General features: G+C 70.8%; 20 protein-coding genes and 1 tRNA gene. 11 read left to right on the top strand and 10 right to left on the bottom strand.

All coding sequences use genetic code 11. From position 1 onward, the window contains the following. Window positions 1-232: 232 nt before the first annotated feature. Window positions 233-1,666: a histidine kinase gene (locus AB0C66_RS02225; RefSeq protein WP_362431701.1), complete on the bottom strand. Its 1,434-nt coding sequence runs from the start codon at window positions 1,664-1,666 to the stop codon at window positions 233-235. A gap of 201 nt (window positions 1,667-1,867) precedes the next feature. On the opposite strand from AB0C66_RS02225, the gene AB0C66_RS02220 reads away from it, so the two are divergent. The 6 genes from AB0C66_RS02220 (at window position 1,868) to AB0C66_RS02195 (ending at window position 6,684) form a co-directional block, all read left to right on the top strand. Next, window positions 1,868-1,939 (top strand) — tRNA-Gln (locus tag AB0C66_RS02220). Between the two features lie 129 nt (window positions 1,940-2,068). Then, window positions 2,069-3,526, top strand: coding sequence for a bifunctional UDP-N-acetylglucosamine diphosphorylase/glucosamine-1-phosphate N-acetyltransferase GlmU (gene glmU, locus AB0C66_RS02215; protein WP_362431698.1), 1,458 nt, complete (start codon window positions 2,069-2,071; stop codon window positions 3,524-3,526). 71 nt (window positions 3,527-3,597) lie between these two features. After that, complete coding sequence (locus tag AB0C66_RS02210) at window positions 3,598-4,575, top strand: ribose-phosphate diphosphokinase (RefSeq protein ID WP_362431696.1); 978 nt, start codon at window positions 3,598-3,600, stop codon at window positions 4,573-4,575. Window positions 4,576-4,783: 208 nt separating this feature from the next. Further along, window positions 4,784-5,383, top strand: coding sequence for a 50S ribosomal protein L25/general stress protein Ctc (locus tag AB0C66_RS02205; protein ID WP_362433300.1), 600 nt, complete (start codon window positions 4,784-4,786; stop codon window positions 5,381-5,383). Between the two features lie 108 nt (window positions 5,384-5,491). Continuing rightward, window positions 5,492-6,085: an aminoacyl-tRNA hydrolase gene (pth, locus tag AB0C66_RS02200; protein WP_362431693.1), complete on the top strand. Its 594-nt coding sequence runs from the start codon at window positions 5,492-5,494 to the stop codon at window positions 6,083-6,085. 68 nt (window positions 6,086-6,153) lie between these two features. Then, complete coding sequence (locus tag AB0C66_RS02195) at window positions 6,154-6,684, top strand: hypothetical protein (protein WP_362431691.1); 531 nt, start codon at window positions 6,154-6,156, stop codon at window positions 6,682-6,684. A gap of 100 nt (window positions 6,685-6,784) precedes the next feature. On the opposite strand, the gene ppc is transcribed toward AB0C66_RS02195, so the two are convergent. Next, a complete protein-coding gene (ppc, locus tag AB0C66_RS02190; protein WP_362431688.1) occupies window positions 6,785-9,505 on the bottom strand; it encodes a phosphoenolpyruvate carboxylase in 2,721 nt (906 codons plus the stop codon). Window positions 9,506-9,753: 248 nt separating this feature from the next. Between ppc and AB0C66_RS02185 the strand changes: the two genes are divergently transcribed. Both AB0C66_RS02185 and AB0C66_RS02180 read left to right on the top strand, forming a co-directional pair. Then, a complete protein-coding gene (locus AB0C66_RS02185) occupies window positions 9,754-10,734 on the top strand; it encodes a fatty acid desaturase (RefSeq protein WP_362431685.1) in 981 nt (326 codons plus the stop codon). Continuing rightward, entirely contained in the window at window positions 10,734-11,441 is a 708-nt protein-coding gene (locus tag AB0C66_RS02180; RefSeq protein WP_362433298.1) for a TetR/AcrR family transcriptional regulator, read from the top strand. Before AB0C66_RS02185 ends, AB0C66_RS02180 begins: the two co-directional genes overlap by 1 nt. 70 nt (window positions 11,442-11,511) lie before the next feature. Here AB0C66_RS02180 and AB0C66_RS02175 read toward each other — a convergent pair whose 3' ends face one another. Together AB0C66_RS02175 and AB0C66_RS02170 are read right to left on the bottom strand one after the other, a co-directional pair. Then, a complete protein-coding gene (locus tag AB0C66_RS02175; protein WP_362431683.1) occupies window positions 11,512-11,874 on the bottom strand; it encodes a glyoxalase in 363 nt (120 codons plus the stop codon). Next, window positions 11,871-12,695: a trans-aconitate 2-methyltransferase gene (locus tag AB0C66_RS02170; protein WP_362431680.1), complete on the bottom strand. Its 825-nt coding sequence runs from the start codon at window positions 12,693-12,695 to the stop codon at window positions 11,871-11,873. The genes AB0C66_RS02175 and AB0C66_RS02170 overlap by 4 nt, the downstream gene beginning before the upstream one ends. A gap of 132 nt (window positions 12,696-12,827) precedes the next feature. Here AB0C66_RS02170 and AB0C66_RS02165 point away from each other — a divergent pair, with 132 nt between their 5' ends. Next, the gene (locus tag AB0C66_RS02165) at window positions 12,828-13,325 is read left to right on the top strand and encodes a MarR family transcriptional regulator (protein ID WP_362431677.1); all 498 of its coding nucleotides are present in this window, start codon (window positions 12,828-12,830) and stop codon (window positions 13,323-13,325) included. Here the strand turns inward: AB0C66_RS02165 and AB0C66_RS02160 are convergent. The 4 genes from AB0C66_RS02160 to galT all read right to left on the bottom strand — a co-directional run bounded on the left by AB0C66_RS02160 (window position 13,284) and on the right by galT (window position 17,847). Continuing rightward, window positions 13,284-14,105 carry a response regulator transcription factor gene (locus AB0C66_RS02160; protein ID WP_362431675.1) on the bottom strand — a complete coding sequence of 274 codons (822 nt, stop codon included), beginning with the start codon at window positions 14,103-14,105 and terminating at the stop codon, window positions 13,284-13,286. The genes AB0C66_RS02165 and AB0C66_RS02160 overlap by 42 nt on opposite strands. Window positions 14,106-14,624: 519 nt before the next feature. Beyond that, entirely contained in the window at window positions 14,625-15,836 is a 1,212-nt protein-coding gene (gene galK / locus AB0C66_RS02155; RefSeq protein WP_362431673.1) for a galactokinase, read from the bottom strand. Beyond that, entirely contained in the window at window positions 15,833-16,807 is a 975-nt protein-coding gene (gene galE, locus AB0C66_RS02150; RefSeq protein WP_362431671.1) for a UDP-glucose 4-epimerase GalE, read from the bottom strand. The genes galK and galE overlap by 4 nt, the downstream gene beginning before the upstream one ends. After that, entirely contained in the window at window positions 16,804-17,847 is a 1,044-nt protein-coding gene (gene galT / locus AB0C66_RS02145; RefSeq protein ID WP_362431669.1) for a galactose-1-phosphate uridylyltransferase, read from the bottom strand. Before galT ends, galE begins: the two co-directional genes overlap by 4 nt. Before the next feature lie 171 nt (window positions 17,848-18,018). Between galT and AB0C66_RS02140 the strand changes: the two genes are divergently transcribed. Both AB0C66_RS02140 and AB0C66_RS02135 read left to right on the top strand, forming a co-directional pair. After that, on the top strand, window positions 18,019-19,689 hold the full coding sequence (locus tag AB0C66_RS02140) for a sodium:solute symporter family protein (RefSeq protein WP_362431667.1): 1,671 nt from the start codon (window positions 18,019-18,021) through the stop codon (window positions 19,687-19,689). Between the two features lie 25 nt (window positions 19,690-19,714). Continuing rightward, on the top strand, window positions 19,715-20,041 hold the full coding sequence (locus tag AB0C66_RS02135) for a hypothetical protein (protein WP_362431665.1): 327 nt from the start codon (window positions 19,715-19,717) through the stop codon (window positions 20,039-20,041). Between the two features lie 3 nt (window positions 20,042-20,044). Here the strand turns inward: AB0C66_RS02135 and AB0C66_RS02130 are convergent, their stop codons facing one another. Together AB0C66_RS02130 and AB0C66_RS02125 are read right to left on the bottom strand one after the other, a co-directional pair. Beyond that, window positions 20,045-20,734: a LuxR C-terminal-related transcriptional regulator gene (locus AB0C66_RS02130; protein ID WP_362431663.1), complete on the bottom strand. Its 690-nt coding sequence runs from the start codon at window positions 20,732-20,734 to the stop codon at window positions 20,045-20,047. A gap of 238 nt (window positions 20,735-20,972) precedes the next feature. Continuing rightward, window positions 20,973-22,781: a hypothetical protein gene (locus AB0C66_RS02125; RefSeq protein ID WP_362431660.1), complete on the bottom strand. Its 1,809-nt coding sequence runs from the start codon at window positions 22,779-22,781 to the stop codon at window positions 20,973-20,975. Between the last annotated feature and the right edge of the window lie 274 nt (window positions 22,782-23,055).

Raw genomic sequence — 23,055 nt, 5'->3', positions numbered from 1 at the left:
CTTCGCCGCGGCTCGCCGCCCACGCGGGTGCGGGCGCGGGCCGGTAGACCCGCCAGCGCCGTCCGGCCAGCCCCCGGCACCCAGCAGCTCACGAGGCCGCGGGTTCGCCCCGGTTCGGTCTCGCCCGTACGCCGCGGCTCGCCGCCACCGGCCGGTACGCCGCGGCTCGCCGCCCACGCGGGCGGGCGCGGGTAGCGGGGCGGTGGGCACGGCAGGGGCGGCCGGGCGGGGGCTACGCGCTCTGGGCGCGCTCCGCGTTCCGGAATTGCTCGGCGCCGGGGTCCACGGGCTCGGGGTCGCCGTCGGCCGCGCGGTCCGGGATGACCGCCGACACGCGGAAGCCACCCGCCTCGGTCGGGCCCGAGACGAAGCCCCCGCCCAGCGTGGCGACCCGCTCGCGCATGCCGACCAGGCCGTTGCCCCCGCTGGGCAGCCCGGCGTCCGCCGCGCCCCGCTCGCTCGGGCCGTTCTCCACGAGCACCGCGACCTCGTCCGCGCGATGGGCGACCCGCACCCGGGCGCTGGCGCCCGGGGCGTGCTTGTGGACGTTGGTGAGCGCTTCCTGCACCACCCGGTACGCGGTCTGCTCCACCCGCGACGCATAGCGCCGCTCCTCGCCCTCCATCGAGAGGTCGACGGTCATGCCGGTCGCGCGCGACTGCCCGACCAGCGCCTCCAGCTCCGCCAGGGTCGGCCCGCCCAGGGCCTCCGCCTCCCGCGCGGCCGCCGCCGACGCCTGCGCGGCGGCCGACGCGGCCACCGCCACCGCGGCCAGCGGCACCCGCCGCTCCTCGGGGGCGGCGGGGGGCGCCGCGGCGCCGACGGACCGCTGACCGTCCTCGGAGCGCAGCACTCCGAGCATCTGCCGCAGCTCGGTGAGCGCCTGCCGTCCCATGTCGCCGACGAGCGCCGCGTTCTTCGACGCCTTCTCGGGGTCCTTCAACGCCACCGCCTGGAGGGCCGCCGCGTGCACCACCATCAGGCTCACCCGGTGGGCCACCACGTCGTGCATCTCGCGGGCGATCCGGGTGCGTTCCTCGTTACGGGCCCACTCGGCCCGTTCCTCCGCGCGGTCCGCGAGCAGCGACAGCTCGCGCTCGAGCCCGTCGGCCCGCTCCCGCAGACTCTCCACCAGCCGGCGCCTGGCCCGTACGTAGAGGCCGAGCAGCACGGGCGGGGCGGTCACCCCCAGCGCCATCACCACCGAGACCAGCGGCACCACCCAGACCCCGGGCTCCCAGCCGTCCTTCTTGATGTCCTGCTGGAAACGGATCATGGTGATGATGAGCGTCCCGGAGCCCGCCATCCCGGCGAGCACCGCCGTGATCCGCCGCGGCACCTCGGAGGCGGCCAGGGTGTAGAGGCCGACCACACCGAGCAGCAGACCCATCTCGGCCGGGGTGATGGCGATCGATATCAGGACGACGGCGATCGCCCACCGGCGCCGCAGCACCAGCGTCGAGCCGACGAGGACCCCCAGCAGCACCCCGAGAAGCGTGGGAATCCCGGCGTCATGGGCGAAACCGACGCCTTCCGCGGCGCACTCCGCCGCCGACGCGGCGGCGAGTCCCACGTCGAGCGCCATGCTCCGCCGCCGCGACCACCACCACGGACCAGCGGGTGCGCCCCGCGCACTCGCCGCCTCGACTACCCCCGTAGCACTCATAGCGACCAGACTACGGCCGCACCGCAAGGCTTTTCCCTGGGACACGACGGGGCGCGGGCCACTCGAACGGCGGATGGCGCCGTACCGCGGAACGGGGCGATGACGCTGATCCATACCGTCGCATCGAGGGCCGCGGGTACGGCATAGTGGTGGGGGCCAAGTCGGCAGCCTGACTGGATGTCCGATTTGATGGCTTTTCTATCCCCTGTGGTGTAATAGGCAACACTACCGGTTTTGGTCCGGTTGTTCCGGGTTCGAGTCCTGGCAGGGGAGCTCCGTATTTGCCGTTCCTCCGGGCTCTGATCGCCTCCTGATCACACCGATCGGGACCCGCACACGTTTCCGCCCGGAAACCTCTCGGTATCCTGCGGGTGTCCACCCCCAAAGCCGAAGGGCACACCCGTGAGCGCCAACCGCCCGGCAGCCGTCGTCGTCCTCGCAGCGGGTGAGGGCACCCGTATGAAGTCGGCGACCCCCAAGGTCCTCCACGCGATCTGCGGCCGATCCCTCGTCGGACATGTGGTCGCCGCCTCCCGCGAGCTCTCCCCCGAGCATCTGGTGGTCGTCGTCGGACACGCTCGTGAGCAGGTCACCGCGCATCTCGCCGAGATCGACGCCGAGGTGCGCACCGCCGTCCAGCACGAGCAGAACGGCACCGGCCACGCCGTCCGCATGGGCCTGGAGGAGCTGTCCGGGAGCGGGGTCGTCCTCGACGGCACGGTGATCGTCGTCTGCGGCGACACCCCGCTGCTCACCGGTGCGACGCTGGAGCGGCTGGCCTCGGCACACGCCGCCGACGGCAACGCGGTGACCGTGCTCACCGCCGAGGTACCCGACTCCACCGGCTACGGCCGGATCGTGCGGGACGCGGCGAGCGGCGCCGTCACCGCGATCGTCGAGCACAAGGACGCCACCGCCGCCCAGCGCGCCATCCGCGAGATCAACTCCGGTGTCTTCGCCTTCGACGCCCAACTGCTCACCGACGCGCTCGGCAAGGTCCGCACCGACAACAGCCAGGGCGAGGAGTACCTCACCGACGTCCTCGGCATCCTGCGCGAGGCCGGGCACCGGGTGGGGGCCGCCGTGGCCGCCGACCACCGCGAGATCCTGGGCATCAACAACCGCGTCCAGCTGGCCGAGGCCCGCCGGCTGCTCAACGACCGGCTGCTCGAGCGGGCCATGCTCAGCGGGGTGACCGTGGTCGACCCCGGCACCACCTGGATCGACGCGACCGTCACCTTCGCACCGGACGCCCTGGTCCACCCCGGCAGCCAGCTGCTGGGCGCCACCCACCTCGCCGCGCACAGCGAGGTCGGCCCGAACTCCCGGCTCACCGACACCACCGTGGGCGAGGGCGCCGTCGCCTCGTTCACCGTGGCCGACAGCGCCGAGATCGGCGCGGGCGCCAGCGTGGGACCGTACGCGTATCTGCGCCCCGGCACCCGGCTGGGCGCCAAGGCCAAGGCCGGTACCTATGTGGAGATGAAGAACGCCACACTGGGTGAGGGCAGCAAGGTGCCGCATCTGTCCTATGTGGGCGACGCGACGATCGGCGACCACACCAACATCGGTGCCGCGAGCGTCTTCGTGAACTACGACGGCGTCAACAAGCACCACACCACCATCGGCAGCCACTGCCGTACCGGAGCCGACAACATGCTTGTGGCTCCAGTCACGATCGGGGACGGCGCCTACACCGCCGCCGGCTCGGTCATCACCAAGGATGTGCCCCCCGGCTCGCTGGCCGTCGCCCGCGGACAGCAGCGCAACATCGAGGGGTGGGTGGCCCGCAAGCGCCCCGGAAGCGCCGCGGCACGGGCCGCGGAGAGCGCTCACCAGGAGAACCCGAGCGATAAGTGACCCGTACACGGGTACGCCGTGCGGGGCGTACCGTGAGAAGCGCACCAAAGTGACATCCAAGGAGACTTGCTGTGACCGGGATCAAGACGACCGGCGAGAAGAAACTGATGTTCTTCTCCGGCCGCGCCCACCCCGAGCTGGCCGAGGAGGTCGCCCACGAGCTGGGCGTCAGCTTGGTCCCGACCAAGGCCTTTGACTTCGCCAACGGCGAGATCTACGTCCGTTTCCAGGAGTCCGCGCGCGGCGCCGACTGCTTTCTGATCCAGAGCCACACCGCTCCGATCAATAAGTGGATCATGGAGCAGCTCATCATGATCGACGCGCTGAAGCGTGCTTCCGCGCGTTCCATCACGGTGATCGTCCCCTTCTACGGCTACGCCCGCCAGGACAAGAAGCACCGCGGCCGCGAGCCCATCTCGGCCCGGATGATCGCGGATCTGCTGAAGACCGCGGGCGCCGACCGCATCCTCACCGTCGATCTGCACACGGACCAGATCCAGGGCTTCTTCGACGGCCCGGTGGACCACCTCTTCGCGCTTCCGGTGCTCGCCGACTACGTGGGCGCCAAGGTGGACCGCACCAAGCTCACCGTGGTCTCCCCGGACGCCGGCCGGGTGCGGGTCGCCGACCGCTGGTGCGACCGGCTGGGCGCCCCGCTGGCGATCGTGCACAAGCGGCGCGACCCGGACGTGGCCAACCAGGTCACCGTCCACGAGGTCGTCGGTGATGTACAGGGCCGGGTCTGTGTCCTGGTCGACGACATGATCGACACCGGTGGCACCATCTGCGCCGCGGCCGACGCGCTGTTCGCCAACGGCGCCGAGGACGTGATCGTGACCGCCACCCACGGTGTGCTGTCCGGTCCGGCCGCCGACCGGCTGAAGAACTCGAAGGTCAGCGAGTTCATCTTCACCAACACGCTGCCCACCCCGAGCGAGGTCGAGCTCGACAAGGTCACCGTGCTGTCGATGGCGCCCACCATCGCCCGCGCGGTGCAGGAGGTCTTCGAGGACGGCTCGGTGACCAGCCTCTTCGAGGAGCAGGGCTGATGGGCTTAGCCACTGAGCGACCCTGCTGAGGCCACCCCGCCACGGGGTGGCCTCAGCCATGTTCCGGCCCTTGGTAGACTCACGGGGTTGCTCGGCGAGGGAGGCTGTGCTCGGCACAGCTGTCCGTTATCGACGCGCTCTTCGTAGCAGGTCTGTCGTGGGCCGGGTGACGCCCACATATCAGGACCCGATCTACGAGGAGTGCCCCATGGCCGAGGTCAAGATCTCCGCTCAGCCCCGTACCGAGTTCGGCAAGGGTGCGGCCCGCCGTACCCGCGTTGCCGGCCGCGTCCCCGGTGTCATCTACGGCCACGGCGCCGAGCCGGTCCACGTGACCCTCCCCGGCCATGACCTGCTGATGGCGCTGAAGACCGCGAACGTGCTGATCCGCCTGGACATCGAGGGCGGCAAGAGCGAGCTGGTCATCCCCAAGGCCGTGCAGCGCCACCCCATCAAGATCGGTGTCCTTGAGCACATCGACCTGCTGCTGGTGAAGAAGGGCGAGAAGGTCACCGTCGAGGTGCCGATCAACACCGAGGGCGAGCTCGCCCCGGGCGGCAACCTGCTCGAGCACGTGCTGAACGCCCTGCCGGTCGAGACCGAGGCCACCCACATCCCCGAGGGTGTCACCATCTCCATCGAGGGCCTGGACGCGGGTGCCACCATCCACGCCAAGGACATCAAGCTGCCGGCCGGCACCACCCTCGCCGTCGAGGACGACGCCCCGGTGCTGCACGTGGTCGCCGCCCAGGCCGAGGCTCCGGCCGAGGAGGCCGCCGAGGGCGAGGAGGAGGGCGAGGAGGCGTAAGCTCCGGCTTCCCCTTCCCTTTCTCCGGCCGCCGTTCCGCCCCGTCGCCCCGTCATCCCGGGTGCGGCGGGCGGGACGGCGGCCGTCCCTCCAGGAGAGACAACACGCATGACGACGGACGATACGAGCCCCTGGCTGGTGGTGGGTCTCGGCAACCCCGGGGGCGAGTACGCCGCCAACCGCCACAACGTCGGCTTCATGGTGGCCGATCTGCTGGCCGAGCGGATGGGCGCCCGGTTCAAGGCGCATAAGTCGCGGGCCCAGGTCGTCGAGGGGCGGATCGGTCCGCCCGGTCCGGGCAGCCGCCGGGTCGTCATCGCCAAACCGATGTCGTTCATGAACCTCTCGGGCGGACCGACCACCGCGCTGCGCGACTTCTACAAGGTGCCGACGGGTCATGTCGTGGCGGTCCATGACGAATTGGACATCGACTACGGGGCGCTCCGGCTGAAGCTCGGCGGTGGTGACAATGGCCACAACGGGCTGAAGTCGATCACCAAGTCGCTGGGCCCCGACTACGCCCGGGTGCGGTTCGGGATCGGCCGTCCGCCCGGCCGGATGGATGTCGCGGCGTTCGTCCTGAAGGACTTCTCCTCTGCTGAGCGCAGGGAGTTGGACTACTTCGTGGACCGCGCGGCCGACGCGGTGGAGACGCTGATCGTGGACGGCCTGGACCGCGCGCAGACCACGTACAACTCCTGACAAACGCCTGTTCGCCCGTTTCTTCACCCGAGGTTGACCCCGGGTCCCGTCATGGCCAGGATCCCGCCATGGCTTCCAGCGGTGTGACCACTGTGACCTCCAAGCGCAGCCGCACCCGGCGTGCGGGCGAGAGCGCGTACGGGCTGCTGCTGCTCGTGAAGAACGCGGTGGTGGCGCTGATCGCGCTGTTCCTGCTGACCGCCGGAGCCTGGTCGTCCTGGAGCGACGCCCGTCCCGCCATGCTCACCAAGGGCCTTGAGCGCGGTGTGGTCACCGTCTCCGACTGCGGCGACGACTGGTGCACCGGCTCCTTCACCCCCGCCCGCGACGGCGGTGAGGACCCCGGCCGGATCCGGATCGACAAGGCGGTCACGGACGGGAAGGGCGACCGGCTGGCGGTGGCGCTCAAGCCGGGGACCGACGAGGGGGTCCGCACCGGACCGGCGGGGGTGCTGCACGCCTGGGTGCCGTTGGGCGGAGCGCTGCTGCTGGCCGCGCTGCTGGTGGCAGGCGGTCTGCGGATGCGGCGGACGGCGTGGCTGCTGGGGTTGCTGGGCGCGGCGCTGCTCGGCGCCTCGTTCGCCGCGCTCACCTTCTGACGCCGAGCCGAGAACCACCACGCGAACACCCCGTACGGCACCGGGCGGTGGCCCCTCCATGAGGGAGCCACCGCCCGGTGCCGTACGGGTGCGACCGCTGTCAGCCGGTGTTGCGCAGACCCGCGGCCACTCCGTTGACGGTGAGCAGCAGCGCGCGGGCGAGCAGCGGGTCGTCCTCCTCACCGCGCTCCCGGGCGGTGCGCTGCCGGTGCAGCAGCGACACCTGGAGGTAGGAGATCGGGTCGAGATAGGCGTCCCGGACATGGAAGGTCTGCTTCAGCACCGGGTTGGTGTCCAGGAGTTCGGTCCCACCGGTGATCCGCAGCACCTCGCGGACGGTCAGCTCGTGCTCGGCCACGATGGTGTCGAAGACATGCTTGAGCTCGTCGGGCACCAGGGTGTCGACGTAGTGGCGGGCGATCCGCAGATCCGTCTTGGCGAGGGTCATCTCCACGTTGGAGAGGAAGTTGCGGAAGAAGTGCCAGTGCTGGCGCATCTCGTCGAGGACCCCGTCGAGACCGGCCTCGCGGGCGGCCTTGAGGCCGGAGCCGACACCGAACCAGCCGGGCACGATCTGCCGGGACTGGGTCCAGCCGAACACCCACGGGATGGCGCGCAGTCCGTCGAGTCCGGCGCCCGAGTCGGGGCGGCGGGAGGGCCGGGAGCCCAGGTGGAGTTCGGCGAGCTGGTCCACGGGGGTGGAGGCGAAGAAGTAGGCGGGCAGATCGGGGTCCTCGACCAGCCTGCGGTAGGTGCCGTGGGCGGCGTCGGAGACGGTGTCCATCGCCGCGTCCCAGCGGGTGAGCGCCTCGTCCGACTGGCGGGGCGCGGTGTGCAGGGCGGACGCCTGGAGGGTGGCCGCGACGGTCAGCTCCAGGTTCTCCCGGGCGAGGGCGGGGACGAGGTACTTGTCGGAGATCACCTCGCCCTGCTCGGTCACCTTGATCTCGCCCTCGAGGGTGCCCCAGGGCTGGGCGAGGATCGCGTCGTGGGTGGGGCCGCCGCCTCGGCCGACGGTGCCGCCGCGGCCGTGGAAGAGCCGCAGCCGTACGCCGTGCCGGTGGGCGACGTCGCGCAGCAGCCGCTGGGCGCGGTGGATCTCCCACTGGGAGGTGGTGATACCGCCGAACTTGGAGGAGTCGGAGTAGCCGAGCATGACCTCCTGGACATCGCCGCGGAGGGCGACGAGCCGCCGGTAGGAGGGGTCGGCGAGCATTTCGTCGAGCAGCTTGTCGGCGATCTTCAGCTCATCGGTGGTCTCCAGCAGCGGCACGATGCCGATCTTGGCCCAGCCGCCGTGCAGATCGATCAGCCCGGCCTCGCGGGCGAGCACGGCGGCGGCGAAGACATCGTCGGAGCCCTGGCACATGGAGATGATGTAGGACTCGACGATCTCCGGGCCGAACCGCTCGAAGGACTCCCGGATGGTGCGGAAGACGCCGAGGGTCTTGGCGCCCGCGGCGTCCAGCGGGGCCGGGGAGGGGGCGAGCGGACGGCGCGAGCGCAGCTCCTTGGCCAGCAGCTTGCGGCGGTACTCGCGCGGCATGTCGGCGTAGCGCCAGGACTCCTCGCCGAGCCGGTCGAAGAGCTGGCCGAGCGCGTGGTGGTGGGCGTCGGCGTGTTCCCGCACGTCCATGGTGGCGAGCTGGAGGCCGAACGCGGCCAGGGTGCGGATGGCGCGCTCCAGGCGGCCGTCGGCGATCAGCCGCCCGCGGTGGGCGCGCAGCGAGTCCTGGATGAGGTGGAGGTCGGCCAGCATCTCGGCGGTGCCGAGGTAGTCGCGGCCGGGCTGGTGGGGGGTGTCCGAGGCGAGCCGCTCCCGGGTGTTGACCAGCTTCTGCCGCATGCAGGTGGCCTTGAGCCGGTAGGGCTCCTCGGCGTTGAGCCGCTTGTAGCGGGGGCTGATCTCCGGGAGGAGCTCCAGATCGCGCTGGAGGGAGTCGAGCAGTTCCTCGGAGGCGTCGGAGTTGCGGATGGAGCTGGAGAGGGCGGCCCGCAGCTCGTCGATGATCTCCAGCGCGTCGGTGATGCCGTGCTCGTGCTGGAGGATCAGCACCTCACGGGTGACCTCGGGGGTGACGTTGGGGTTGCCGTCGCGGTCGCCGCCGATCCAGGTGCCGAAGGTGAGCGGACGGGTGGTGGCGGGCAGCTCCAGGCCGACGCGGTCGAGCTCGGCGGTGAGGTCCTCCAGGACGTCGCCGACGGCGTGGGCGTGCAGCTCGTCGAGGTAGTAGATGGCGTTCCGGGCCTCGTCGGCGGGCTCGGGGCGGGCCACCCGCAGCTCATCGGTCTGCCAGAGCAGGTCGATGTTCTCGGCGAGCCGGAGATCGGTGCGGCGCACCTCGCCCCCTGCGGCGAGCGTCTCGAGCAGCTCGGCGATCCGGCGGAGCTTGTTGAGGACGGTACGGCGGGCGGCCTCGGTGGGGTGCGCGGTGAAGACCGGGCGTACGTTCAGCCGCTCGACGGTCTGCCGGACGTGCTCGGCGTCGGCGTCCTTGAGCTGGTCGACGGTGCGGGCGAGGATGCCGCCCTCGGCGTCCCGGCGGGCCCGCAGCTCACGGCCGCGGTGCACCTGCTCGGTGACGTTCGCCAGGTGGAAGTAGGTGGAGAAGGCCCGTACCAGCTTGGCCGCGGTCTGGAGGTCGGTCGAGCCCAGCAGGTCCGCCGCGGCCTCTCCGTCACTGCGGGTGAGGGCGCGGACGCGCTCGACGAGGTCGAGAAGGCCGGGGCCCTCCTGGCGGACGAGGGTCTCGCCGAGCAGATCGCCCAGACGGCGGATGTCGGCACGCAGGGCGGCATTGGTGTGGTCGGCACTGCTCACAGGTGCGGGCTCCTTGCAGTGAACGGGGTTCGTCGAGCGGGGGCGAAGCGCCTGTGCGGCGGGTACCGCGCGCCATGGCCCCCATGCTTTCGGCCAGGTGCGGACCGCGCTGTCCGACGCACCCAGGATATGCGGCGCGTACCTGAGAGGGACCAGAGCCCTCTTGCCCCGCTACGTGGCCCTGCCATACTTACGACGCCGTAGGTTACGGATCCGTAGCCCAGCCCCCGAGCCCCACGAGGGATCCCATGACTGCAAGCCCCGACGTGGTCGACGACGCGCCGAAGGCCCAGGAGACACCGCTTCCCTCCGCCACCCTCGGCGGGGACAGCAAAGGTTCCATCGAACAGATCACCTTGCTGCTGTTCATCGCCGTCCCGTTCGTCGCCCTGCTCGCCGCCGTTCCCCTGGCCTGGGGCTGGGGGGTGAGCTGGCTGGACCTGGCGCTGATGGTGGTCATGTACTACATCGGCTGCCACGGCATCACCATCGGCTTCCACCGCTATTTCACCCATGGCGCCTTCAAGGCCAAGCGCCCGCTCCGGATCGCGCTGGCCGTCGCCGGGTCGCTGGCGGTGGAGGGCCCGCTGGTGCGCTGGGTGGCCGACCACCGAAAGCACCACAAGTTCTCCGACGCCGAGGGGGACCCGCACTCTCCGTGGCGGTTCGGGGAGACCGTCCCGGCCCTGATGAAGGGGTTGTGGTGGGCGCATATCGGCTGGATGTTCGACCAGGAGCAGACCCCGCAGCAGAAGTACGCACCGGACCTGATCAAGGACAGCACCGTCCGTACGATCTCCCGGCAGTTCGTGGTGTGGACCGTGGTCTCGCTGGCGCTGCCCCCGGTGATCGGGGGGCTGGTGACCTGGTCATGGCAGGGCGCGCTGACCGCCTTCTTCTGGGGGTCGCTCGTCCGGGTGGCCTTGCTGCACCACGTCACCTGGTCGATCAACTCGATCTGCCACGCGGTGGGCAAGCGCCCGTTCAAGTCGCGTGACCGCTCCGGCAATGTCTGGTGGCTCGCGGTGCTCTCGTGCGGTGAGTCCTGGCACAACCTGCACCACGCGGACCCGACCTGCGCCCGGCACGGGGTGATGCGGGGGCAGCTGGACTCCAGCGCCCGGCTCATCCGCTGGTTCGAGAAGGCGGGCTGGGCGTATGACGTCCGCTGGCCGACCGAGGCCCGTATCGACTCCCGGCGTAAAGAGGAGTCCGTCGGAGCGGCATGATGGAGCCTGTGGCGACCGATAGTAATACCAGCGGCAACAGGGACCGGCCTGCCAGGGCCGGCCGGCATTCCGGCTCCGGGACCCGGCGTACCCGCCGGGTCCGGATGACCGGTAAGGAACGCCGGGAGCAGCTGCTGGACATCGGTCGCACACTCTTCGCCGAGCGGGGTTTCGGGGGCACGTCGGTGGAGGAGATCGCGGCCAAGGCCGGGGTCTCCAAGCCGGTGGTCTACGAGCACTTCGGCGGCAAGGAGGGGCTCTACGCGGTCGTGGTGGACCGCGAGATGCGCCAGCTGCTGGACATGGTGACCGGGGCGCTGACCGCGGGCCACCCCCGTGAGCTGCTGGAGCAGGCCGCGTTCGCGCTCCTCGACTACATCGAGGCGTACACCGACGGCTTCCGGATCCTGGTGCGCGACTCCCCGGTGGCCCAGTCGACGGGCACCTTCGCCTCACTGATCAGCGATATCGCCACGCAGGTGGAGGACATCCTGGGGCTGGAGTTCAAGGCGCGTGGCTTCGACGCCAAACTGGCCCCGCTGTACGCGCAGGCGCTGGTGGGCATGGTCGCCCTGACCGGCCAGTGGTGGCTGGACGTCCGCAAGCCGAAGAAGGCCGAGGTCGCGGCGCATCTGGTGAATCTGGCCTGGCACGGCCTCGACGGTATGGAGCCCAAGCCGCGGCTGATCGGCCATCGCAAGACCTGACCGACGCCCGGCCGCGCCCCGGAGGCGGGCCGCCGGGGCGGGGGCCGGACCGGCCGTCCGGCCGCATGGGTCAGCCGAGGCGCTCCAGGAACTCCAGCCGATTGCCCACCGGGTCCTCGGAATAGAAGCGGCGGTGGCCGGGAAGGTCGTCGTTCCAGATGACCGGGGCGCCCCGGTCGGTGAGCCGGGCCGCGAACTCCTCGATACCGGTGACGCGCAGCCCCGGATGGGCCTTGCGGGCAGGCCGGAAGTCCCGCTCGACGCCCAGGTGGAGCTGGACGGAGCCGGCCCGGAACCACACCCCGCCGCGCGCGGCCAGCACGGGCGGCTTGGGTATCTCGACCATGCCGAGGACATCGCCGTAGTAGGCCCGCAGGGCGGGTTCACTGCCCGGCTCCGCGGCGAGCTGGACGTGATCGACGGCGGTGATCACTTCCCGCCCTTGCGGGCGACCACGAAGATGCGGCGGAACGGGAAGGGCGTGCCGTACGGTCGGGCCGGGTACGCCTCGCGCAGCAGCTCCCGGTACTCGGCGATGAACTCCTCGCAGGCTCGTGGATCATCCGCGAGCGTGGTGATGACGGGCCGCAGTCCGGTGCCCTTGACCCAGTCCAGTACGGGGTCGGGCCCCTGGAGGATCTGGACGTAGGTGGTCTCCCAGGTCTCGACCTCGCAGCCGAGTCCGGACAGCAGGTCCAGATACCCGACCGGGTCACGGACCGCGTCGCGATGGCGCAGCACTCCGGCCAGCCGGTCGTGCCAGCGCGGCGACTCGGCCAGCTCCCGCATCAGGGTGTGGCTGGCGGCGGTGAAGTTGCCGGGCACCTGGAAGGCGAGGGTGCCGCCGGGGCGCAGCCCGTCCAGCCAGGCCGGGAAGGCGTCGGCGTGGCTGGGCACCCACTGGAAGGTGGCGTTGGAGACGATCAGGTCGTAGGTCTCGTCGGGGACCCAGTGCGCCAGGTCGGCGGAGGCGAATCCCAGATGGCCGCCGCCGGTGGTCGGGCCCGCCAGGGGCCGGGCGGTCTCCAGCATCTCGGCGGAGTTGTCCAGGCCGGTGATCCGGGCGTCCGGCCAGCGGTCGAAGAGGAGCGTGGTGACATTGCCGGGGCCGCAGCCGAGGTCGGCGATCCGGGGCGGGCTGCCGGGTCCGGCAGGCAGCTGGGGGACCCGGGCCAGCAGGTCAAGGAAGGGCCGGGTCCGGTAGCCGGAGTGACGCAGGTACTGCTTCGGATCCCAGTTCGATGCGGTGATCATGGTCGGCAAGCCCCTTGTGAGTACGGTCGGGCCGGGATCTGGTGATCGCGATCACGGACGTCCTTACCGTGCTCCACGATATCTCTTGATGTCAAGAGACTTCATGTCGACAGACCTACTACACTGATCGCCATGGAGGACGAGGTCGATCGGCTGGTCGCGGCGTGGCGGCGGGAGCGCCCCGATCTCGATGTGGAACCGCTGGAAGTGCTCAGCCGGGTCAGCAGACTCGCCCGCCATCTGGACCGGGCGCGGCGGATCGCCTTCGCCGAGCACCAGTTGGAGCCCTGGGAGTTCGATGTCCTGACCTCGCTGCGGCGGGCCGGGGACCCGTATCAGCTCTCCCCCGGGCAGCTGCTCACCCAGACCCTGGTGACCTCGGGCACCATGACCAACCGGATCGACCGGCTCGCCAAGAAGGGCCTGGTGCAGCGGGAGCCCGACCCCAGCGACCGGCGCGGCGTGCTGGTCCGGCTGACCGCCGAGGGGCGGGACCGCGCGGACCAGGCACTCGCCGGACTGCTGGAGCAGGAGCACGCCATCCTGGCCGAGCTCTCCCAGGCTCAGCGCGCACAACTGGCGGCGCTGCTACGCCAGCTGACCGCCCCGTTCGACAATTTCCCCGGCTAGGTCGACCGGGCCGACCCCGGCCCGCCGGGCCAGCGCCACCGCCGCCAGGGTGGAGTGCACCCCCAGCTTGCCCAGCACATTCTGCATATGGGTGCGGACGGTGTGCGGGGAGAGGAACAGCCGTTCGGCGACCGCCTTGCGGCCGAGCCCGGCCACCATGCAGCGCAGCACCTCGCGCTCCCGCGGGGTCAGCGACTCCACCAGGCGCTCGCTCTCGGTGCGGTGCTTGCGCGCGGCCGTCAACTCCCGCAGCACACCGGTGAGCAGAGCGGGCGGCAGATGCGTCTCGTCCCGCAGCACTCCCCGGATCACCGCGAGCAGCCGGACCAGCGAGCAGTCCTTGGCGACCCAGCCGCACGCCCCGGCCTGGAGCGCCGCGGCCGCCCGGCGCGGATCGTCCCGCTCGGCGAGCACCACGGTACGCACCCCCGGCTGGGTGGAGCGGACCCCGCCGACCAGCGAAATCCCGTCCGCCGCGCGGCCGTTGACCGGGCGGGCGAGCGTGCCATGACCCGGTGGCCGCGCCCCGCCGTACGCCGTATCGAGCGGCGCGGGCAGCGGTACGGGCACGGTGTCGCCCACCGCCGTGCCCAGATCGGCGTCCACCAGCAGGACATCGAACCGGCGCCCCTCCGCGGCGCCCCGCTCCAGGCAGCGCAAGGCCGCCGGACCGCTCCCCGCCGCCGCCACGTCCACGTCCTGCTCCGCCGCGAGAGCGGCGGCAAGCGATTCGGCGAAGATGCGATGATCGTCAACCACGAGAACCCGAATACGTGCCACGGACACCCCCCACGTCGCCGGAACTTCCCGGACTGCACCGAGCATCAGTGCGGGTACGGCGCCCGGCAAGGGGTCATCGCGATCCACGCGGCCGCCGCCGCGCCGTCATCGCCACCCCGCCCCGGGCGTCGTACCTGACTGTCTCGCCCCCTGATGAAGCACCGGCCCCCACCGGTGCTGTGCTCAGCGTAAGGCCGGGACCCACGATTCGGAGCCGATTCGCGAAACTGTCCGTCCTCACCCGTTTACTGTGAGTTTTGTGTTCGGACTTGGGGAGTAAGTACGCCCAGAACGGCGAAAACTGATCGGGGTGTGGCCGAGGGCCCGGCGCCAGGGGGTGTCTTGTCGATCAGGCCGGATCAGCGAGCGGCGTCTGGTGCAGGGGGCACCTCCCAGCGGTAGCTGGGGGAGACTCGCAACCCGCGTGAGGAGAGCGCAGCGGCGCTGCGTGCGACGAGCGCGGGGCCGCGAGGTGCCGTGCCAGGCGTCGGGAGCCCGGCATGATCGGCGAGACACCCCCTAGAGCCGTCGTGCCCCCTCGCTCGGCACCGCGGTGAAGATCCTCGGCGCCCCGTGACCGGCCCCGGCGAACGCCTCGGTGACCGCCTTGCCCACGGCCTCCGCGGCGCCCTCCTCGACCAGGACGATCGCCGAACCGCCGAAGCCGCCGCCGGTCATCCGCGCCCCCAGCGCCCCCGCGGCGTTGGCGGTCTCCACCACCAGGTCCAGCTCCGCACAGGAGATCTCGAAGTCATCGCGGCAGGAGGCGTGTCCCTCGGTCAGCACCGGCCCGATGGCGCGGACATCACCCGCGTCGAGCCGTGCGACGACCTCCTCCACCCGGCGGTTCTCCGTCACCACATGGCGGACCCGGCGCCGCACGCTCGGGTCCTGGCCCGCCCCGGCCAGCCGGGTCAGCGCCGCGTCCAGGCCCTCGAAGGTCACCTCGCGCAGCGCCCGCACCCCGAGCTCCCGCGCGGCCGTCTCGCACGCCGCACGCCGGGCGGCGTACGCGCCGTCGCCCAGCTCATGGGTGACCCGGGTGTCCACCACCAGCAGCCGCAGCCCCTCCGCCGCGAGGTCGAACGGCACCTGGCGGCGCGTCAGATCCCGGGCGTCGAGGAAGAGCGCATGGCCCTCGGTGCAGCAGGCGGAGGCGGTCTGGTCCATGATCCCGCAGGGCACGCCCACGAAGTCGTTCTCCGCGCGCTGGCACAGCCGGGCGATCTCCCCCGGCTCGAGACCCAGCTCGTACAGCTCGTTCAGCGCGGTCGCGGTGACCACCTCGAGCGCCGCGGACGAGGACAGCCCGGCGCCGGTGGGCACCGTGCTGGTGAAGTAGAGATCCGCGCCGGCCGGGCCGTCGCCGTCGTCCGGCAGCAGTCCGGCCCCGGCCAGCGCCCAGACCACACCCGCCGGATAGGCCGCCCAGCCTCCCTGGTCACCGCCCGCCCCGCCGCTCCCGGTCGGTGCCAGACCGGGGACGCGGAGCCGGACGGTGCCGCCCGGCACATCCCCGGACGTCACCCGCAGCACCCCGTCGCGGCGTGGCGCGGCGGCGGCCAGGCAGGTGTGCGGCAGCGCGAGGGGCATCACAAAACCGTCGTTGTAATCGGTGTGCTCACCGATCAGATTGACCCGCCCCGGTGCCGCCCACACCCCGGCCGGATCGGTTCCGTAGACCTCGCGGAACCGGTCCGCCGCCTGCCGTGCCCGGTCGCTGTCGGTCACTCGCTCTCCCTTCGCTGCGCGAACTCCCAGGCGTCCGCGACGATTCCGGCCAGATCCGTACGGGACGGGCGCCAGCCCAGCCGCTCCTTGGCGCGCTCGGCGGAGGCCACCAGCACCGCCGGGTCGCCGCCGCGGCGGGGCGCCGCGGTCTCGGGGACGGGGTGGCCGGTGACCCGGCGCACGGTCTCGACGACCTCACGCACGGAGAAGCCGTTGCCGTTGCCGAGGTTGCAGATCAGATGCTCATGGGAGGCGGCGGCGTCCAGCGCCAGCAGATGGGCCTCGGCCAGATCGGCGACATGGATGTAGTCACGCACACAGGTGCCGTCGGGGGTCGGGTAGTCGTCGCCGTAGACGGAGATCGTCTCGCGGCGGCCCTGGGCGACCTGGAGCACCAGCGGGATCAGATGGGACTCGGGGTCATGGCGCTCGCCGTACGCCCCGTAGGCACCCGCGACGTTGAAGTACCGCAGCGAGACGGCGGCCAGGCCATGGGCGGCGCACTCCCCGCTGATCATGTGGTCGACGGCCAGTTTGGTGGCGCCGTAGGGGTTGGTGGGCGCGGTGGCCGCGGTCTCGGTGATCGGCACCTGGTCGGGTTCGCCGTAGGTGGCGGCGGTGGAGGAGAAGACGAGGGTGCGCACCCCCGCGTCCCGCATCGCGGCGAGCAGATCGGTGGTGCCGCCGACATTGTTGGCCCAGTACTTCTCGGGGCGTACGACGGACTCGCCGACCTGCGAGGAGGCGGCGAAGTGCAGTACCGCGGCATAGGAGGGGTCGAGCCACTTGGCCGCGTCCTGGACCCGGCCCTCGATGAACTCCGCGCCCGCGGGGACGCCCGCGCGGTGGCCGGTGGACAGATCGTCCAGGACGGTCACCTGGTGGCCGGCCTCCAGCAGATGCGCCGCGACCACGCTGCCGACATAGCCCGCACCACCGGTGACCAGGTACTTCTTCCGCGTATTGCTCACTTGCTCGCTACCTCTCGCAGTCTTTCGGCCGCGGCCTCGGGCGGCACATCGTTGATGAACACATTCATGCCGGATTCGGAACCCGCGAGAAACTTCAGCTTGCCGGAAGTGCGGCGAATGGTGAAAAGCTCGAGGTGCAGAGCGAAATCCCGCCGGTTCGCCGCGGTGAACGGCGCCTGGTGCCAGGCGGCGATGTACGGCGTGGGCGGCTCCCCCTCCCCGAAAATCCGGTCGAACCGCCGCAAGAGTTCCAGATAGACCTGTGGGAATTCTTTGCGTGCGGCGTCGGCCAGCTCGGTGAGGTCCGGGACCCGCCGCTTCGGGTAGAGGTGGACCTCGTACGGCCAGTGGGCGGCGTAGGGCACGAAGGCGGTCCAGTGCTCGCCGTCGAGCACCACCCGCCGTCCGTCGGCCAGCTCGTCGGCCACCACATCGTCGAACAGATTCCCACCCGTCCGCTCATGGTGGGCGGCAAGGGAGTCCAGCATCCGGCGGGTGCGCGGGGTCACGAAGGGATAGCCGTAGATCTGGCCGTGCGGATGGCCGAGGGTGACGCCGATCTCCCGGCCGCGGTTCTCGAAGCAGTAGACCTGCTCGACGGAGGGGAGTTGGGCCAGTTCGGCGGTGCGGTCCGCCCAGACGTCGAGCACCAGGGCGGCCCGCTCGACGGACAGCTCGGCGAAGGAGGCGTCGTGGTGCGAGGTGAAGCAGACCACTTCGCACCGGCCCGACTCCCCCGCGAGCGACGGAAAGCGGTTCTCGAAGACGGCCACATCGTAGTCGGAGGCGGGGATCTCGGTCCGCCGTCCGTTCCGCGAGGGACACAGCGGACAGGCGTCGGCGGGCGGGTGGTACGTGCGCCCCTGGCGGTGCGAGGCGATGGCCACGTCGTCGCCGAGCAGCGGGTCGTGGCGGATCTCGGAGCGGGTGGTGATGGGGTCGAGCGGCCGCTGGTCGACGGCGTCGCGCACCGCGTCACCGTGCGCGTCGTAGTAGATGAGCTCGCGTCCGTCCGCGAGCCGCGTCGCCGTCTTCTTCACTCCGCCGGCTCCTCACCTTGCCATTCCCACCCAACACAACTAAACATAATGAACCACAAGCGCACAGCCGCGTCAATGGATGGTGAAGCTGGTCGGACAAAGCTGGAGAATTCGGATACCTTCACCGCACGTTTGTGGTGCATTCCGTTCACGCAATGAAGCGAGTCACCTATGCACTATCTGGCCGAAGGGCTACGGCTCCCCACCAACGCACTCGACTACTCGATCCTCATCCTCTACTTCGCCGTGGTGCTCGGCGTCGGCTTCGCCGCCAGACGGAGCGTGAAGACCAGCCTCGACTTCTTCCTCTCCGGGCGGTCACTGCCCGCCTGGGTCACCGGGCTCGCCTTCGTCGCCGCCAACCTCGGCGCCCTGGAGATCCTGGGCATGGCGGCCAACGGCGCGCAGTACGGCGTCTACACCGTGCATTGGTACTGGGTCGGCGCCATCCCGGCCATGGTCTTCCTCGGCCTGGTGATGATGCCCTTCTACTACGGGTCGAAGGTGCGGTCCGTCCCCGAGTTCCTGCTGCACCGCTACGGGCAGTCCTCGCATCTGCTCAGCTCGGTGATCTTCTCCGTGGCGTCCGTGCTGATCGCGGGCGTCAACCTGTACGCGATGGCGATCGTGGTGGAGGCGCTGCTCGGCTGGCCGCAGTGGGTGGCCATCGTCGTCGCGGGCTTCTTCGTCCTGGCCTACATCACCCTGGGCGGTCTCTCCTCGGCGATCTACAACGAGGTGCTCCAGTTCTTCGTCATCCTCGCCGCCCTCATCCCGCTGACCATCGTCGCCCTCAAGCGGGTCGGCGGCTGGGGCGGGCTGAAGGACTCCCTCGAGAGCTCCCACGGCGCCGACTTCACCTCGGCCTGGGGCGGCACCGGTATCGGCTCCGCCAACCCGCTGGGCGCCAACTGGCTGACCATCGTGCTGGGTCTGGGCTTCTGCCTGAGCTTCGGCTACTGGACGACCAACTTCGCCGAGGTACAGCGCGCCCTGTCGGCCAAGAACCTCTCGGCCGCCCAGCGCACCCCGCTGATCGCCGCGTTCCCCAAGATGTTCATCCCGCTGATCGTGGTGGTCCCCGGGCTGATCGCGCTGGTCCTGGAACCGGGCATCGGCAGCGCGAAGAGCGGCTTCCAGTACAACGACGCCATCCCGCTGCTCATGCGCGACCTGCTGCCCAACGGGGTGCTGGGAGTCGCGGTGACCGGTCTGCTGGCCGCCTTCATGGCGGGCATGGCGGCCAATGTCTCCTCGTTCAACACGGTGTTCACCAACGACATCTGGGGCGCCTACATCCGCAAGGGCCGACCGGATACGTACTACCTGCTCACCGGGCGGGTGGTCACCGCCATCGGGGTGCTGTGCGGGATGGGGACGGCCTTCATCGCCTCCTCCTTCAGCAACATCATGAACTACCTCCAGACCCTGTTCTCCTTCTTCAACGTGCCGCTGTTCTGCGTCTTCATCATCGGCATGTTCTGGAAACGGGCCACCGGCGCGGCCGGGTTCTGGGGGCTGCTCAGCGGCACCGTGGCCGCGATGATCAACTACTTCTGGCTCTACAAGGAGAACGTCATCTCCATCCCCAGCGACCAGGGCGCCAACTTCGTCTCCGCGATCGTGGCGTTCGTCGTCGGCGGTGTGGTGATGGTCGGCGTCTCGCTGTTCACCACGCCCAAGCCGGTGGAGTCGCTGGCCGGGCTGGTCTACGGCACCACCTCGCCGGGGATGGCCGAACCGCCGGCCGCGGGCGACGAGGTCTGGTACCGCAAGCCCGCCCTGCTGGGCTGGGGCGCGATCATCCTCGCGGCCCTGTGCTACCTCCCGTTCTCCCTGTGACCCCGGCCGGAAAGGAGATCGTGCCATGAGCGACGAGTACGAGTACCAGCACCAGGTCCAGGAACTCACGGAGCAGTCGGCGACCGCCGCCCGGCTGTTCGACGTCCGGCGGCTCATCGGCGGTCTGTTCGTGGTCTACGGGATCATCGTCACGATCGCCGGGATCACCGCCTCGGACGCGGACCTGAAGAAGGCGCAGAACATCAACATCAACCTCTGGACGGGCCTGTCGATGCTCGTCGTCGGGCTGCTGTTCCTGCTCTGGATGTGGCTGCGGCCCGCGACCGCGCCGGAGCCCGCCCCCGAGCCGCCGGCGGGTCCGGCCCGGCCCGAGGGCGACGAAGCCGCCTGACGCCTAGGCGGGCGGCGACGCCCGGTGATGCGCCGCCGCCCGCTCCAGCAGACCCGTGCGCGCCGCCAGCGCGGCCGCCTCCAGCCGCGATCCGACGCCCAGCTTCATCAGCACCCGCTGCACATGGGTACGTGCGGTACTGGGCGCGATCCCCATCCCGGCCGCGATCAGCCGCGTGTCCTCGCCCTCCGCGACCCGCACCAGCACCTCCACCTCGCGCGGGGTGAGCATCCGCAGCAGCCGGGCGCCCTCGTCGTCGGGCTGGGCCGCCGGGTTCAGCAGCTCCGCGAAGGCTCCCTGGAGCAACTGCGGGGCCACCGCCGCCTCTCCCGCCCGCGCCTTCATCATGGCGCGCTCCACACCCTCGATCCGCTCGTCGTGGCGCACATAGCCGGACGCCCCGGCCGCGAACGCGGACGCTATACCGCGCGGACTCGGCACCGGGCCGAGCACCACCACCGCGACCTGCGGGCGCTCCTTCTTGATCCGCACGACCGGATCGAACGCCCCCGGCTCCGCCGGTGCCGCCGTGCCCAGCAGACACACCTCCGGTGCCCGGCTCACCACCAGTTCCGCCGCTCCCGCGCTCGGCGCGGCCGCCGCGAGCACCCGGTGCCCGCGCAGCTTCAACGCCGAGGCGAGCGCCTCCGCGAGCAGACGGTGATCATCGACCACCATGAGTCGCACGCCCATGAGCTCCCCCCATTCGCCCAGGGGGAAGCTACACGCTTGTTCGACGTCGCGCGCCCCCTACCGGGAAGAAGCCCCCCGGAATGCCGAAATCCCGGCCATTCGTGCCTACTTGACATCCACTCGAGGTCCGAAACCGATCGATGCGAACGGTTCATGAGCCGGAGCGTACGACGGCGGCCCCGCCCGTACGGTGGGTACGGGCGGGGCCGCCGGAGGTGAGGTGTCGGCCGGGCGACGGTCAGCTCGCGCCGAACACGATCGCCAGCGGGTCGTCCTTGTCGTACTCGCCCGAGGGCTTGGTGGCGTAGCGGTCCGACATGTAGAGCCGCCCATTGCCGTAGAGGACCTCGTCGAATTCGACGCTGAAGTCCGACTCGGCCTCGCCGGACTCGGCGCCGTTCTGGAGCAGCTTGCTCTTCTCGTAGGACTTGGGGTCGATCCGCCACACGGCGCCGCCCCGTGAGTAACCGCCGCTCTGGTAGGCGATCACATAGCCGTCCTTGTCGGTGCCGAGCGGCGTCAGCGTGGCGCTGGCGACACCGTCGGTCTTCCCGACCGGCTTGCCGGTCTTCATGCTGAAGGCGACGATCTCGTTGCGCGGGCCGTCGGAGCCGTAGCCACGCTCGTCCGTCGGCATGAACAAGGTGTCCGTCGTCTTGTTGATGGCGATCTTCCGGCAGCCCTCGACATTGGTCGACTCACACCGGGGGTTGTACTTTCCGTCCTCGGTGCCGATCTTGCTGACCACCTTGCCGGTCTTGCCGCTGTCGTCGATCACCAGGAAGTCGGAGACGCCGCCGCTGTGGTCGTCCCCCGCGTCCAGACCGATGACCAGCGGGTCGGTGGAGACGACGTGCACCCACTCGAGACCGCGGGAGACCTTGTAGCTCGACTTCACCGCGCCCGTCTTCGGGTTCAGCGTCTGGACCTGGATGCGCTCGTTGCCGTAGTCACCGCAACTGCGCACGGCGATCAGCTTGTCGACGCCGCCCCCGTAACCGCGGTCCTCGCACTCGTCGTTCTCCTTGGGCTTCCACAGCTGCTTGCCGTCGAGGGACCAGGCGGCCCCGCCGCTGGTGCCGCCCGCGGCCACCGTGCCGCCGCCGACGGTCACCTCGTCGAAGCGCATCTTGTCGTAGTCGCCGTCGACGTCCTTGTGCCAGACCAGCCGGCCCTTCTTGAGGTCGAGCAGACCGACCTGGTTGCAGTCGGGGTACTTGTCCTTCTTGGTGGGCTTGTTCTGCTGGTAGACCACCGGGGCCAGACCGTCCTCGGTGACCTGGGACGAGCCCCAGCACACCGCGCCGGCCAGCGGTATCTTCCACTTCGGGCTGCCGCCGTCCGGCGGATAGCCGACGACCTGGTTGACGCCGACCTTCACGAAGGCGTCGTCGGTCACCCAGCTGCCCTCGACGGTGACCTGCTCCTTGACCTTGGGCATGGGGATCTTGTTGAGCAGCTTGCCGTCGACCGTCTCCGGCGCGGGCTTCTTCTTGAAGCCGCCGGAGGCGCCGCCGTCACTGCCGCTCGAACTGCCCTGGCTGCTCTGCTTGTCGTCGTCGCCCTTGGCCTCGTCTCCGCCCTTGTCCTTGGTGGCGAACCAGATGCCGCCGCCGACGACCAGCGCGACCGCGACCACGGCCGCCACGATGATCATCAGTCGCTGCTTGGACGGGTTGGAGCCGCCGCCGCCGGGACCCGGTGCCGGAGCGCCGGGGTACTGGTACTGCCCCTGGGGCGGGTAGCCGTACTGCTGCTGGCCGGACGGGAAGGGCGAGGCCATGCCCACCTGGGTCGGCTGGGCGTGCACCGGCTGCCCCGGGTAGCCATAGCCGCCGGCGCCCTGCGGGGGCGTCTGCGGCGGGCCGGGCGGAGCCACCGGCGGAGGCGGCGGCGGACCCTGGGGCGGCTGGCCCGGTGTCTGCGGCGCGCCGTGGCCCTGCTGGGGCGCGGCGGGCGGCTGCTGAGGGTAGCCGTAACCGGGGTCCTGCGGCGCGCCAAAGCCGCCCTGCGGCGGCTGGTTGGGCGGCGGAGGCGGCTGTGACATGCGAATTCCTTCTCGCGCGGGGACCCACGATCCGACCGGCCTCCCCCGCGATCCCGGAGGTCAAAGCCCTCCAGGAAGGAGCGAATCGGACATGAGACCCGCCAGTGAACGGCAGGCAGGCGGGAGTTCTTTGTATCACCCGGCACCGACACGGTCCGGGCCGGTCTCCACCTCATCGAACAGCTGAGACCGGCCCGTGACGGGACTGTTGCGGGCGCGCGTCACACGAGGGGCTCGCCAAGGGCCTCGGGTCGCCGGGGCCAGCGGGGAGCCG

Origin of the sequence: Streptomyces sp. NPDC048636, from assembly GCF_040650655.1 — a bacterium.
In the GTDB taxonomy this organism is placed as follows: domain Bacteria; phylum Actinomycetota; class Actinomycetes; order Streptomycetales; family Streptomycetaceae; genus Streptomyces.
Note: the sequence above shows the minus strand (reverse complement) of the source record. Positions and strands in the feature narration are given on the sequence as shown.

What these genes read in the sequence shown, in the direction of transcription:
- AB0C66_RS02195 (WP_362431691.1), top strand. Translation starts at nt 6,154, where the DNA reads ATGGCTTCCAGCGGTGTGACCACTGTGACCTCCAAGCGCAGCCGCACC.
- AB0C66_RS02135 (WP_362431665.1), top strand. Translation starts at nt 19,715, where the DNA reads ATGAGCGACGAGTACGAGTACCAGCACCAGGTCCAGGAACTCACGGAG.
- AB0C66_RS02130 (WP_362431663.1), bottom strand. Translation starts at nt 20,734, where the DNA reads ATGGGCGTGCGACTCATGGTGGTCGATGATCACCGTCTGCTCGCGGAG.
- AB0C66_RS02140 (WP_362431667.1), top strand. Translation starts at nt 18,019, where the DNA reads ATGCACTATCTGGCCGAAGGGCTACGGCTCCCCACCAACGCACTCGAC.
- AB0C66_RS02170 (WP_362431680.1), bottom strand. Translation starts at nt 12,695, where the DNA reads ATGATCACCGCATCGAACTGGGATCCGAAGCAGTACCTGCGTCACTCC.
- AB0C66_RS02205 (WP_362433300.1), top strand. Translation starts at nt 4,784, where the DNA reads ATGGCCGAGGTCAAGATCTCCGCTCAGCCCCGTACCGAGTTCGGCAAG.
- pth (WP_362431693.1), top strand. Translation starts at nt 5,492, where the DNA reads ATGACGACGGACGATACGAGCCCCTGGCTGGTGGTGGGTCTCGGCAAC.
- AB0C66_RS02185 (WP_362431685.1), top strand. Translation starts at nt 9,754, where the DNA reads ATGACTGCAAGCCCCGACGTGGTCGACGACGCGCCGAAGGCCCAGGAG.
- AB0C66_RS02225 (WP_362431701.1), bottom strand. Translation starts at nt 1,666, where the DNA reads ATGAGTGCTACGGGGGTAGTCGAGGCGGCGAGTGCGCGGGGCGCACCC.
- AB0C66_RS02180 (WP_362433298.1), top strand. Translation starts at nt 10,734, where the DNA reads ATGGAGCCTGTGGCGACCGATAGTAATACCAGCGGCAACAGGGACCGG.
- AB0C66_RS02125 (WP_362431660.1), bottom strand. Translation starts at nt 22,781, where the DNA reads ATGTCACAGCCGCCTCCGCCGCCCAACCAGCCGCCGCAGGGCGGCTTT.
- AB0C66_RS02165 (WP_362431677.1), top strand. Translation starts at nt 12,828, where the DNA reads ATGGAGGACGAGGTCGATCGGCTGGTCGCGGCGTGGCGGCGGGAGCGC.